13 protein-coding genes are annotated in these 12403 nt (G+C 77.0%); 9 read left to right on the forward strand and 4 right to left on the reverse strand.

Annotated features, from left to right (window positions below; genetic code table 11):
* The first annotated feature begins 23 nt into the window (after window positions 1-23).
* The 9 genes from GTQ99_RS12205 (at window position 24) to GTQ99_RS12245 (ending at window position 7845) form a co-directional block, all read left to right on the forward strand.
* The gene (locus GTQ99_RS12205; RefSeq protein ID WP_166616006.1) at window positions 24-1220 is read left to right on the forward strand and encodes a zinc-dependent metalloprotease; all 1197 of its coding nucleotides are present in this window, start codon (window positions 24-26) and stop codon (window positions 1218-1220) included.
* Complete coding sequence (tilS, locus tag GTQ99_RS12210) at window positions 1217-2209, forward strand: tRNA lysidine(34) synthetase TilS (protein WP_166616014.1); 993 nt, start codon at window positions 1217-1219, stop codon at window positions 2207-2209. Before GTQ99_RS12205 ends, tilS begins: the two co-directional genes overlap by 4 nt.
* Window positions 2210-2226: 17 nt before the next feature.
* The gene (gene hpt, locus GTQ99_RS12215; RefSeq protein WP_166616007.1) at window positions 2227-2778 is read left to right on the forward strand and encodes a hypoxanthine phosphoribosyltransferase; all 552 of its coding nucleotides are present in this window, start codon (window positions 2227-2229) and stop codon (window positions 2776-2778) included.
* 209 nt (window positions 2779-2987) lie between these two features.
* Window positions 2988-4979 (forward strand): ATP-dependent zinc metalloprotease FtsH, encoded by a 1992-nt coding sequence (ftsH, locus tag GTQ99_RS12220; RefSeq protein ID WP_166616008.1) that lies wholly within the window; start codon window positions 2988-2990, stop codon window positions 4977-4979.
* Window positions 4976-5599, forward strand: a complete 624-nt coding sequence (gene folE / locus GTQ99_RS12225) for a GTP cyclohydrolase I FolE (protein WP_166616009.1) — start codon at window positions 4976-4978, stop codon at window positions 5597-5599. Before ftsH ends, folE begins: the two co-directional genes overlap by 4 nt.
* Window positions 5596-6450 (forward strand): dihydropteroate synthase, encoded by an 855-nt coding sequence (folP, locus tag GTQ99_RS12230; protein WP_338074948.1) that lies wholly within the window; start codon window positions 5596-5598, stop codon window positions 6448-6450. The genes folE and folP overlap by 4 nt, the downstream gene beginning before the upstream one ends.
* Window positions 6447-6860, forward strand: coding sequence for a dihydroneopterin aldolase (folB, locus tag GTQ99_RS12235; RefSeq protein ID WP_240897289.1), 414 nt, complete (start codon window positions 6447-6449; stop codon window positions 6858-6860). The genes folP and folB overlap by 4 nt, the downstream gene beginning before the upstream one ends.
* Complete coding sequence (gene folK / locus GTQ99_RS12240) at window positions 6857-7378, forward strand: 2-amino-4-hydroxy-6-hydroxymethyldihydropteridine diphosphokinase (protein WP_166616010.1); 522 nt, start codon at window positions 6857-6859, stop codon at window positions 7376-7378. Before folB ends, folK begins: the two co-directional genes overlap by 4 nt.
* Window positions 7375-7845, forward strand: coding sequence for a DUF3180 family protein (locus GTQ99_RS12245; protein ID WP_166616011.1), 471 nt, complete (start codon window positions 7375-7377; stop codon window positions 7843-7845). The genes folK and GTQ99_RS12245 overlap by 4 nt, the downstream gene beginning before the upstream one ends.
* A 37-nt stretch (window positions 7846-7882) precedes the next feature.
* On the opposite strand, the gene GTQ99_RS12250 is transcribed toward GTQ99_RS12245, so the two are convergent.
* From GTQ99_RS12250 to GTQ99_RS12265, 4 genes are all read right to left on the reverse strand, one after another.
* Window positions 7883-8632, reverse strand: coding sequence for a class I SAM-dependent DNA methyltransferase (locus GTQ99_RS12250; RefSeq protein ID WP_338074949.1), 750 nt, complete (start codon window positions 8630-8632; stop codon window positions 7883-7885).
* 63 nt (window positions 8633-8695) lie between these two features.
* Entirely contained in the window at window positions 8696-9718 is a 1023-nt protein-coding gene (locus GTQ99_RS25120; RefSeq protein ID WP_166616012.1) for an endonuclease/exonuclease/phosphatase family protein, read from the reverse strand.
* Window positions 9719-10972: a glycosyltransferase gene (locus GTQ99_RS12260; RefSeq protein WP_166616013.1), complete on the reverse strand. Its 1254-nt coding sequence runs from the start codon at window positions 10970-10972 to the stop codon at window positions 9719-9721.
* 124 nt (window positions 10973-11096) lie between these two features.
* A partial coding sequence (locus GTQ99_RS12265) for a multidrug effflux MFS transporter (protein ID WP_205707328.1) occupies window positions 11097-12403 on the reverse strand: 1307 nt, incomplete at its 5' end.

Consider the following 12403-nt stretch of genomic DNA (forward strand, 5'->3'; position numbering starts at 1 on the left):
GCCCCACCGCGTACGGTGCGGCCATGCGTGCACGCGGTGACACGGGCGTCGGTGACGGGGGCAGCGGTCCGGGCGGCGGCCCGGGGAGCGGGCCGGACGGCGGTCCGGAGAACGGGCCCGGCCCGGGGGGGCGGCTCGTCGGCGACCTCGTCGACTTCGACCTGGCCGCCCAGGTGGCGACCCGGCTGGTGCGCCCGGGACCGCGCATCGGCCGCGACGAGGTGGACCAGCTCGTCGGCGAGCTGCGCGTGGCGGCCGCCGAGGCCGCCGGGCCGGTCGCGAGCACCGCGCACCTGCCCGAGCTGACGGAGCAGCCGCCGGCGCTCGTCGTGGACCGCGCCTCCTGGGCCCGCGCCAACGTCGAGGCCTTCCGCACCCTGCTGGGCCCGGTCGCGGTGCCCGTGCGCGCCGGCGAGCGCCCCGCCCCCGCGGCGACGGCCGTGGACCGCGCCACGACGGCGGTCGGCCGGCGCACCACCGGCGCCGAGCTGGGCAGCCTGCTCTCCTTCCTTTCCAGCCGCGTCCTGGGCCAGTTCGACGTCTTCTCCGGCGTCGACGAGGGCCGGGCCGGGCGGCTGCTGCTCGTCGCGCCCAACGTCGTGCAGGTCGAGCAGGACCTGCAGGTGGACCCGCACGACTTCCGCCGCTGGGTGTGCCTGCACGAGGAGGCGCACCGGCTGCAGTTCGGCGCCCACCCGTGGCTGCGGCGCTGGATCACCGACGAGGCCCGCGCGCTCTCGCACGACCTGCTGGGCCACCCGCGCGACATCGGCGAGCGCCTGGCCGGCGTGCTGCAGGCGCTGCCCGAGGTCCTGCGCGGCACGGCCGAGGGCAGCGGCGTCGGCGTGGCCGACCTGCTGCAGACGCCCGCGCAGCGCGAGCGCGTCGCGGCGCTGGTGGCCGTGATGTCCCTGCTGGAGGGGCACGCCGACGTCGTCATGGACGACGTGGGGCCGCAGGTGGTGCCGAGCGTGGCGACCATCCGCGCCCGCTTCACCCAGCGCCGGCGCGGGCGCGGCTCCCTGGACCAGGTGGTGCGCCGGCTGCTGGGCCTGGACGCCAAGACCCGCCAGTACGCCGACGGGGCGCGCTTCGTGCGCGGTGCCGTCGGGCGGGTCGGCTGGGAGGGGCTCAACGCCGTCTGGAGCGGCCCCGAGCAGCTGCCCTCGGCCGCCGAGATCGCCGACCCCGCCGCCTGGGTCGCCCGGGTGCACGGCTGAGCGGGCCCGACCCCGCGGTCGCCGCCGTGCGGGTCGCCGTGCGCGCCGACCTGGCGGCGGTGGCCCGCGAGCACCCCGGCGCCCTCGTCCTCGTCGCCTGCAGCGGCGGCGCGGACTCGCTGGCGCTGGCGGCGGCGACGGCCTTCGAGGCCCCCCGCGCGCGGCTGCGCGCGGGGGCCGTCACCGTCGACCACGGGCTGCACGAGCGCTCCGCCGACGTCGCCGCCGGTGCGGCCGCCGCCTGCCGGGCGCTGGGCCTGGACCCCGTGCGCGTCCACCGGGTGGCCGTCGGCCGAACGGGTGGACCCGAGGCCGCCGCGCGCACCGCGCGCCACGAGGCGCTGGAGCGCGCGGCCGCCGCCACCGGGGCGGTCGCGGTGCTGCTCGCGCACACCCTCGACGACCAGGCGGAGACCGTCCTGCTGGGGCTGGCCCGCGGCTCGGGCACCCGCAGCCTGGCGGGGATGCCGGCCGTGCGGGGGCACCTGCGGCGCCCCCTGCTGGGGCTGGAGCGCGCCACCGTGCGGGCCGCCTGCCCGCCCGGCGCCTGGGAGGACCCGGCCAACGCCGACCGGCGGCTGGCGCGGGCCCGCGTGCGCCACGACGTGCTGCCGCTGCTGGAGGAGCGGCTGGGGCCGGGGGTCGCGCGGGCGCTGGCCCGCACGGCCCGCGCGGCCCGCGACGACGCCGACGCCCTGGACGCCCTGGCCGCGGCGGGCGACCCGTTCGAGGGGGGCCGCGCGCAGGTCGGCGCGCTGCTGGCGGCGCCCGCGGCGCTGCGCCGGCGGTGGCTGCGCCGGGCGGCGCTGGCCGCCGGCTGCCCGGCCGGTGCGCTGGGCGCCGGGCACGTGGACGCCCTCGACGCGCTGCTGCTCGACTGGCGCGGGCAGGGGGCGCTCGCGCTGCCGGGGGGTGCGAGCGCGCTGCGGGCGTGTGGCACCCTCGTGCTCACGCCGGGGCCCCACGGGCCGGCACCCCTCCACCCCTGAGACCACGGGAGAACCGCGTGGACGCCGCGACCGCCGGGACCGACCTCGAGCACGTGCTGCTGACCAAGGAGCAGGTGGCCGCGCGCGTCGCCGAGCTCGCCGCCGAGCTGGACCGCGACTACGCCGACAAGGACGTGCTGCTCGTCGGCGTCCTCAAGGGCGCCGTCATGGTCATGGCCGACCTCGCCCGCGCCATGAGCATCCCGCTGTCGATGGACTTCATGGCCGTCAGCTCCTACGGCTCGGGCACCAAGAGCTCGGGCGTGGTGCGCATCCTCAAGGACCTGGACACCGACATCTCCGGGCGCCACGTGCTCGTGGTGGAGGACATCATCGACTCGGGCCTGACCCTGAGCTGGCTGCTGGCCAACCTGTCCTCGCGCGGGCCGGCGTCGGTGCGGGTGTGCGCGCTGCTGCGCAAGCCCGAGGCGGCCAAGGTCGAGGTGGACGTGGCCTACGTCGGCCACGACATCCCCAACGAGTTCGTCGTCGGCTACGGCCTGGACTTCGCGGACAAGTACCGCAACCTCGACTGCGTCGCCACGCTCGCCCCGCACGTCTACAGCTGAGCGGCCGCCGCCGCCGCCGAGCGGCGGCGTTCGCCCTCAGCGGATCGAGCGCCCCCGGGCGGAACAGCCCCGTCCCCCCGCCCGTTCGACCAGCGACCGGTCCACGGCCGAGCCCGCGCCCAGCGCGCGGGCGGCGTGTCGCAGGCGCGGTGTACCGTCGATCGTCTAGCAGGAACGAGCAGGAGGGACAGGGGGCGACCCCTCCACTGATGCCCAACCAACTCAAGCGCATCGTCCGCGGCCCGTGGATCTGGATCCTGGTCGCCATCGCCGCCGTCGCGATCGGCGCCTCCTTCTTCGCCTCCAGCGGCACCGCCGAGGTCTCCACGACCAAGGCGCTCCAGCTGATCGAGCAGGACAAGGTCCAGCGCGCCACCCTCACCGACGGCAGCCAGCGCATCGACCTGGAGCTGAAGGACGGGACGACCGAGCAGGGCGCCGGCACCGTCCGCTCCTACTACATCGCCCAGCGCGGCCTCGACGTCGTGCAGGCCCTGGACGACAACCCGCCGCCCGGCGGCGTGACCGACGAGGTCCCGCGCTCGGGGATCCTGTCCTCGCTGCTGTTCACCGTCGCCCCGATCCTGCTCCTGCTGGTCCTCTTCTGGTTCCTCATGGGCCAGATGCAGGGCGGCGGCAGCCGCGTCATGAACTTCGGCAAGTCCAAGGCCAAGATGATGACCAAGGACACCCCGAAGACGACCTTCGCCGATGTGGCCGGTGCCGACGAGGCCGTCGAGGAGCTCTACGAGATCAAGGAGTTCCTCAGCGAGCCCGCCAAGTTCCAGGCGGTCGGCGCCAAGATTCCCAAGGGCGTCCTGCTCTACGGCCCCCCCGGCACCGGCAAGACGCTGCTCGCGCGCGCCGTCGCCGGCGAGGCGGGCGTGCCGTTCTACTCGATCTCCGGCTCGGACTTCGTGGAGATGTTCGTCGGCGTCGGCGCCTCCCGCGTCCGCGACCTCTTCGAGCAGGCCAAGACCAACGCGCCCGCGATCATCTTCGTCGACGAGATCGACGCCGTCGGCCGCCACCGCGGCGCCGGCCTGGGCGGCGGTCACGACGAGCGCGAGCAGACGCTGAACCAGCTGCTCGTGGAGATGGACGGCTTCGACGTCAAGGCGAACGTCATCCTCATCGCCGCGACCAACCGCCCCGACATCCTCGACCCGGCGCTGCTGCGCCCGGGCCGCTTCGACCGCCAGATCGCCGTCGAGGCCCCCGACATGGAGGGCCGGCACAAGATCCTGCAGGTGCACTCCAAGGGCAAGCCGATGTCCCCGGGCGTCGACCTGCTGGCCGTCGCCCGCCGCACCCCGGGCTTCTCGGGCGCGGACCTGGCCAACGTCCTCAACGAGGCCGCGCTGCTGACGGCCCGCGCCGACGCCAAGGTGATCGACGACGCCGCGCTCGACGAGGCGATCGACCGCGTCATGGCCGGTCCGCAGAAGCGCACCCGCCGGATGAGCGAGAAGGAGCTGAAGGTCACCGCGTACCACGAGGGTGGTCACGCGCTGGTGGCTGCGGCGCTGCCGAACACCGACCCGGTGACGAAGGTGACGATCCTGCCGCGCGGGCGGGCGCTGGGCTACACGATGGTCCTGCCGACCGAGGACAAGTACTCCACCTCGCGCAACGAGATCCTCGACCAGCTCGCGTACGCCCTCGGCGGCCGCGTCGCCGAGGAGCTCGTCTTCCACGACCCGACGACGGGCGCCTCCAACGACATCGAGAAGGCCACCGGGATGGCCCGCAAGATGGTCACCCAGTACGGCATGAGCGAGCGCGTCGGGGCGATCAAGCTCGGCAGCGGTGGCGGCGAGGTCTTCCTCGGCCGCGACATGGGCCACGAGCGCGACTACTCCGAGGGCGTCGCCGGGATCGTCGACGAGGAGGTGCGCCGGCTCATCGAGGCCGCGCACGACGAGGCGTGGGAGATCCTCGTCGAGCACCGCCAGGTCCTCGACGCCCTGGTCGTCGCCCTGCTGGACAGGGAGACGCTCAACCAGGCCGAGCTCGCGGAGATCTTCGCGCCCGTCGTGAAGCGCCCGCAGCGGCCGGTGTGGCTGTCCTCCGAGCGCCGGCACGTCTCCGACATCCCGCCCGTCGTCGGCCCGCGCGAGCGCGCCGGCCTCAACGGCCACGCCGGCGGCTTCCAGACGCCGGTCAACGGCTACCAGAACGGGACGCACGAGCAGCCGTGACGACCACGGGAGCGCCCGCACCGGACGCTCGCGGGGTCGAGGACGGTCCCGCGTTCGACCAGCAGCGGGCCGAGGCCGCGGTCCGGGAGTTCCTCCTCGCCGTCGGTGAGGACCCGGACCGCGAGGGCCTGCGCGACACCCCGGCCCGGGTGGCCCGCGCGGCCCGGGAGCTGTTCTCGGGGTTGTGGCAGGACCCGGCCCAGGTGCTGGCCACCGACTTCGGCCTCGAGCACGACGAGCTGGTCCTCGTGAAGGACATCGAGGTCCAGTCGACCTGCGAGCACCACCTGCTGCCCTTCCACGGCGTCGCGCACGTCGGCTACATCCCCGGCGAGCACGGCCGGGTGACGGGCCTGTCCAAGCTGGCCCGCCTCGTGGACGTCTTCGCCCGCCGCCCCCAGCTGCAGGAGCGGCTGACCACCCAGGTCGCCGACGCCCTCGTGGAGCGCCTGCACCCGCGCGGGGTCATCGTCGTCGTCGAGTGCGAGCACTCCTGCATGACCTACCGCGGCGTGCGCAAGCCCGGCGCGAAGACCGTCACCTCCGCGGTGCGCGGCGCCCTGCGGCACCCGGCCACCCGCGCGGAGGCGATGAGCCTCATCGTGGCGGGGCACCGGTGAGCGCCCCCGGCGCGCTGCTGGAGCCGGGCCCCACCCGCCTGCTCGGCGTCCTCAACACCACCCCCGACTCCTTCTCCGACGGCGGGCGCTTCCTGGCCCCCGGCGACGCGCTGGCCCGCGGGCTGGCGCTGCGGGCGGCGGGCGCCGACGTCGTCGACGTCGGCGGGGAGTCCACCCGCCCCGGCGCCGGGCGCGTCGAGGCCGCCGAGGAGCTGCGCCGGGTGCTGCCCGTCGTGCGCGCCCTCGTGGCGGCCGGTGTCGCGGTGAGCGTGGACACCACGCGCGCCGAGGTCGCCCGCGCGGCCGTCGAGGCCGGTGCCGTGCTCGTCAACGACGTCTCCGGCGGCCTGGCCGACCCGGACATGGCCGCGACCGTCGCCGGCCTGGACTGCGCGTACGTGCTCTCGCACTGGCGCGGGCCCTCCGACGTCATGACCTCGCTGGCCACCTACGGCGACGTCGTCGCCGAGGTGGGCGCCGAGCTGGCCGCCCGCCTGGAGGCGGTCACCGCCGCCGGCGTCGCCGCCGAGCGCGTCGTGCTCGACCCGGGGCTGGGCTTCGCCAAGGACGGCGCGCACGACTGGGCGCTGCTGGCCGCGCTCGACGAGCTGGCCGCCCTGGGGCGCCCGCTGCTGGTCGGCGCCTCCCGCAAGCGCTTCCTCGGCGCGCTGCTGGCCGGCCCCGACGGCGCGGTGCCGCCGCCGGCCGAGCGCGACGCCGCGACGGCCGCGGTCACGGCCCTGGCCGCCGCGCGGGGGGTGTGGGGCGTGCGCGTGCACGAGGTCGCCGCCTCCGCCGCCGCGGTCCGCGTCGCCACCGCCTGGCGCGCGGCGGGCAGGATCGGCGCATGAGCTCCCTCGACGCCGCCGGTCCCGTCCTCGACGCGCGGGGCCGCCCCCTGGACCGCGTCGTGCTGCGCGGGCTGCGCGCCATCGGCCGGCACGGCGTCCTGGAGTCCGAGCGCCGCCTGGGACAGCCGTTCGCCCTCGACGTGGCCCTGCACCTGGACACCCGCGCCGCCGCGGCCGGTGACGACCTCGGCGCCACCGTCGACTACGGCGCGCTCGCCGCCCACCTGCTCGGGCTGCTCACCGGCGAGCCGGTGCAGCTCGTGGAGACCCTCGCCGACCGCGTCGCCACCGCCTGCCTGGAACGCTCGGAGCTCGTGCAGGCCGTCGACGTCGTCGTGCACAAGCCGCAGGCGCCGATCCCCGCCCCCTTCGACGACGTCGAGCTCGTCGTGCGCCGGACGCGCTCGTGAGCGCCCCCGTCCCCGCACCGGGCGAGGTGGCGCAGGTGCCGGTCGTGCTGGCGCTGGGCTCCAACCTCGGGCACCGGGCGGCGGCGCTGCGCGCGGCCGTCGACGCCCTCGCCGCCACCGACGGCATCGCGGTGCGCGCGGTCTCCACGATCGTCGAGACCGCCCCCGTCGGGCGGGTCCTGGACCAGCCCGACTTCCTCAACGCCGTCGTGCTCGCCGACACCCGCCTCGGCCCGCACGAGCTGCTGGCCGCCTGCCACGCCGTCGAGGCGCGCCTGGGCCTGGACCGCGCCACCAAGACGGCCGGCGGCCCCCGCGTCGTGGACGTGGACCTCGTCACCCACGGCGACCTCGTCCTCGACGGCTCCGAGGCCGACGACGGGCTCGTGCTGCCGCACCCGCGCGCCCACGAGCGCGCCTTCGTGCTGGGCCCGTGGGCCGAGCTGGACCCGGACGCCGTGCTGCCCGGCCCGCACGGCGGCCGGGTGGCCGACCTGCTCGCGCGGGTCCGCTCGTGAGGCCCTCGCGCCCCGGCCTGCTGGTGGGGCTGGGGTTCCTGGCGGCCGTGCTCACCTGGTCGGGGCTGCGGATCTGGATCGCGCGCGGCCACGGCGAACCGGAGCTGGTGTGGCGCACCACCCTGACGATCGGGCTGCTGGCGGTCGCGGTGTTCGGCGTCGGCTGGCCGGTGCGCCAGTGGGTGGCCGGCGACAGGTCCCGGCGCATCGACGCGCTGCGGGCCGCGCGCACGGCGGCGCTGGCGAAGGCGGCCTCGGTCGCCGGTGCGCTGCTGACGGGCCTGTTCACCGGGGTGGTCGTGCACTACCTGCCGACGCTGGACATCGCGGCGCGGCGCACGCAGGCGCTCGTCGGCGCCGCCGACGTCGTGGCGTCCGTGCTGCTGCTCGCGGCGGGCCTGCTCGTGGAGCGCTACTGCCGCGTCCCGCCCGACGAGGACGATCCGGGGGCCGAGCGCAGCGCCTGAGGCCCCTCGAGGTCTCAGGCGGGTCTCGGCAGGGGTCTCAGGCGGGCTTGCGCCAGAGCGACACGTGGGAGCGGCTGTCCGCGGTGAACTCCGCCCGGGACCAGTCCGCCCACCGGTGCTCCAGCCGCAGCCCGGCGATGCGGGCCATGAGGTCGTACTCGGCGGGCCAGGCGTAGCGGTGCCGCGAGCGGCCCGCGGCGACCCGGCCGTCGGCGCCGAAGCGGTAGTGGTGCGAGACCAGCCGCTGGGCCACCAGGTCGTAGACGTCGAAGCCCAGGTGGTCCGCGCCCACCGAGAACGGGCGCGCCCGCTCGCCCGGCGGCAGCCGCTGCAGATCCGGCACGCCGACCTCGACGACGAAGGCGCCGCCGGGGGCCAGGTGGCGGGCCGCGTTGCAGAAGCACTCCACCTGCTCGTCCTGCTCCAGCAGGTTGGTGACGGTGTTGAAGACGAGGTAGACCAGCGAGAACTCGCCGGGCACCCGGGTCGTCGCCATGTCGCCGAGGACCACGTCGACCGAGGCGGCGGCGGGGTCGTGCGCGCCCTTGGCCCGCAGCCGCGCGGCCATCGCCCCCGACAGCTCGACGCCCGTGACGTCGACGCCGCGGCGGGCCAGCGGCACGGCCACCCGGCCGGTGCCGACGGCGAGCTCCAGCGCCCTGCCGTCACCGGCCAGCGCGGCGAGGAGCTCCACCGCCGGGTCGAGGACCTCGGGGGCGAACATGCCCGCCGACGCCTCGTCGTAGTCGCGGGCGGCGTCCTCGCCCCACACGTCGGAACTCACCACCCGCACGACGCTAGGCGGGCCCCCCGCCGCCGTCGACGGGTTTTGCGGGTGCCCGCGGCCGCCTCAGGGCCAGGCCAGGTCGGCGACCACGGGGGAGTGGGTGCTGCCGCCCGGGCCCAGCTCGCCGTCGGCCAGCGGCACCAGGCCGGAGACGAGCACGACGTCGACGCGGGCGAAGCCCGGGGAGCTGCCGCGGGTCAGCTGCGGGCGGGTGCCGACGGCGCGGTGCACGTCGGTCAGCCCCGAGCGGGTCAGCGAGCGCAGGGGCTCGTTGAGCTCGGCGGAGTTCAGGTCGCCGGCGAGGACGACGGCGTTCCCCCCGGCGCGCAGCTCGCGGGCGACCTCGCCGTAGCGGCGGGCCTCGGCCACGCGCACGCGGGCGGCGGACCCGGTGTCCCCGGCGGGGTTGCGGCGCACGCTGCGCTCGGGGCAGAACAGGCAGGGCGAGGCGAGGTGGACGGACAGGACGGCCAGGCGGCGGCCGTCCACGTCGAGGACGACGACGTCGGCCGGGCGCGCCCCGGCGGGCAGCCCGGTGACGGGGCGGACCTCGAGGACGGGCCAGCGCGAGAGCACCAGGCCGTCACCGCCGCCGCGGGGACCGCCGCTGCCGTCGTCGCTGCGGTGGGGGTACCGGGGGTGGCTGCGGGCCAGGTCGGCGCGCTGCCGGTCGGCGACCTCCTGCAGCGCGACGACGTCGGGCCGGGCCTGCTCCAGCAGGGTGCGCAGGCCCTGCGCGCCCGCGGCGGCGGAGGTGTTGAAGGTCGCCACCCGCAGGTCGGCGGTGCGGTCGGCCGGCGTGAAGCGGTTGAGCGCGTAGGGGCCGACGAGGCCGCCCGCGACGACGGCGGGCACGCTCAGCGCTGCCAGCGCCCGCCAGGAGGCGGTGGCCGCCGCCAGGGGCACCAGCACGAGCGCGGGCGCCAGCCACCAGGAGGCGAAGAGGCCGAGGACGTAGCTGAGGGCGTGCGCGTCGCTGGAGGCCAGGACGAGGAGGACGGCGGCGGTGGCGAGCAGGCCGTAGCCGGTCCCCACCCACCGCGACCACGTGCGCCACCGGGGGCGCCGGGAGGGCGTCGGTGGCACTCACCCAGTGTGCCGCACGAGCTCCGGGTCGGGAGCGAGCCGCGGCAGCGCCCCGGCCGTGCGCCCGCGCAGCGCGTACAGCTCCTCGAACGCCGCCAGGGTGCGGGCCTGGTCGTGGCCGGCGGCGATCTGCGCGCTGCGCGCCCCCATCCGCTCCCGCCGGTCCTCCTCGCGCAGCAGCAGGTGCAGCCGCGCCGCGAGCGCGGCGGGCCGCGCGTGCGGGAACAGGTAGCCGTTCTCGCCGTCGCGCACCAGGTGCGGCAGCGCGCACGCGTCGACGCCCAGCACCGGCAGCCCCGAGGCCATCGCCTCCAGCACGACCAGGCTCTGCAGCTCCGCCGTCCCGGCGTTGGCGAACACGTCGCAGGCCAGGTAGGCGGCCGGCAGGTCCTCCTCGGGCACGAAGCCGGTGAGCACGACGCGGTCGGCGATCCCCAGCTCGGCCGCCCGCCGCGCGAGCGCGGGGCGCAGCGCGCCGTCGCCGACGAGCAGCAGCTGCGCGTCGAGCGCGGGGTCGGCGCGGTGGAGCAGGGCCAGCGCCTCGACGAGCTCGGCGACGTTCTTCTCCGGCGCCAGCCGCCCCACGTACCCGACGGTCGGGCGGTCCGGGACGCCGTGGCGGGCCCGGAAGGCCGCGCGCGCCCGCCCGGTGGGGTCGGGGGCGAAGCGGCGCAGGTCCATCCCGCAGGAGATCGGCAGCACCGGGCCGGGCACGCCCGCGCGCTCGGCGAGCGCCGCGGCGAACGGGGTGGGTGCGGTGACGACGTCGGCGCGGGTGAACACGGCGGCCGCGTCGGCCCAGGCCCAGCCGTGCACGGCCTGCTGCCCGCGCGTTCCCAGGGGCAGGTGGTGGGTGAGGTTCTCCGGCATGAAGTGGTTGGTGGCGACGACGGGCAGGCCGAGCCGGTTCGCGGCGGTGACCAGGGCGCGCCCCAGCAGGAAGTGGCTCTGCACGTGCACGACGTCGGGACGCACCTCGCGCAGGGTCCGGGTGAGGGTGCGCACCAGCCCGGCGGGCGGGCAGAAGCGCAGGCCGGTGCCGCCGACGACGACGGGCAGCGCGCGCACGCGGTGCTCGACCACCTCGCCCCCGCCGGGCACCGGGGTGGTCGCGGTGGTGCTGCGCAGGCCGCGCGCGGGCGCGACCACGTGCACCTCGTGGCGGGCGGCGAGGCCCGTGGCCAGCCGCTGCGCGAACGTCGACGCGCCGTTGACGTCGGGGGCGTAGGTGTCGGCCCCGAGGAGGATTCTCATGGCGGTAGCGTTGCGCCGCAGCCGGTCCCGGCGCATCGCCTGCGAGGACCGTTCCACCCCCGACGCCGGTGCGGGGTCGGCTACCCCCGCGGTAGGGGGTCCGCCGGTGCGCGTGCCCCGCGGTTCAGCCGCCGGCCGCGGCGCGGCGCGGGCGCACGGCGAGCGCGAGCGCCACCGCGGAGGCCGCCGTCGCGCCCAGCATGACGCCGGCCATGGCGAGCGCGTCCCCGCCCAGCGCCCCGGCGACGATGCCGACGCCGCCGCCGACACCGGACTGCGCGGCGGTGATGAGCGCCGCGGCCGAGCCGGCGGTGCGCCCGTGCTCGGCCAGGGCGAGGGTGACCGCGTTGGGCGGCACGAGGCTGCCCGTGCCCAGCAGCAGCCACAGCGGCACGAGCAGGCCGACGAGGCCGCCGAACCCGGTGAGGACCACGGCCAGCAGCACGCCGGCGAGGACGAGCGCGGCGGGCACGGCCACCCGCAGCACGCGCAGCGGCGCCACCCGCGTCACCAGCGCCGCGTTGACCTGCGAGCCGCCCACGAGCGCGACGCCGTTGAGGGCGAAGACGAGGGCGAACTGCGCGGGGGAGAGCCCGTGGACCTCCTGCAGCACGAACGGCGAGACGGAGACGTAGCAGACGATGACGGCCATCGCGAGGCCCGGCAGCACCGCGAAGGCGGTGAAGCGCACGTCGCGCAGCAGCCGGCCGTAGGTCACCAGGGCGTGCCCCACGCCCCCCGCGGGCTCCGCGCCCGCGTCGGGGGCGGGGCGGCGGGTCTCCGGCAGGCGCCGCCGGACGGCCAGCAGCAGGGCGACCCCGGCCAGGGCCAGCACGACGAAGACGGAGCGCCACCCGCTCACCCCGGCGATGGCACCGCCCACGGTGGGGGCGAACAGCGGCGCGACGCCGATGACGAGCACGAGGCGCGACATCAGCCGCGCGGCCACGGACCCGGTGAACAGGTCGCGCACCACGGCCATGGCGGTGACCGCGCCCGCCGCGACGCCGACGCCCTGCACGAAGCGCAGCGCTACGAGCAGCGGCAGGTTCGGGGCCACCAGGCAGCCCAGGGAGGCCAGGACGAACAGCGCGCACCCGACGACGACCGGGCGGCGGCGGCCGAAGCGGTCGCTGAGGGGGCCGACGACGAGCTGGCCCAGCGCCATCCCCACGAGCACGACGGTGATCGTCAGCTGCGCGGCGGAGGCCGGGACGCCGAGGTCGGTGGCCACCTGCGGCAGCGAGGGCAGGTACAGGTCGGTGTTGATCGCGCCGAGCGCGGCCATCGACCCCAGCAGCACGACGAGGCCGAGCGTGCCGCGCGGGGCGGTGCGGGGGGCGGGCGCGGTGAGCAGCTCCGGCGAGCCCGGCCCGGCGATGGAGGGTTCGACGTCGGCGGTGGCCGCGTCGGCGACCGCCGTGGCGGGGG

Source organism: Kineococcus vitellinus (assembly GCF_009906315.1).
Classification (GTDB): domain Bacteria; phylum Actinomycetota; class Actinomycetes; order Actinomycetales; family Kineococcaceae; genus Kineococcus; species Kineococcus vitellinus.

What these genes read in the sequence shown, in the direction of transcription:
- ftsH (WP_166616008.1), top strand. Translation starts at nt 2,988, where the DNA reads ATGCCCAACCAACTCAAGCGCATCGTCCGCGGCCCGTGGATCTGGATC.
- folB (WP_240897289.1), top strand. Translation starts at nt 6,447, where the DNA reads ATGAGCTCCCTCGACGCCGCCGGTCCCGTCCTCGACGCGCGGGGCCGC.
- GTQ99_RS12260 (WP_166616013.1), bottom strand. Translation starts at nt 10,972, where the DNA reads ATGAGAATCCTCCTCGGGGCCGACACCTACGCCCCCGACGTCAACGGC.
- GTQ99_RS12205 (WP_166616006.1), top strand. Translation starts at nt 24, where the DNA reads ATGCGTGCACGCGGTGACACGGGCGTCGGTGACGGGGGCAGCGGTCCG.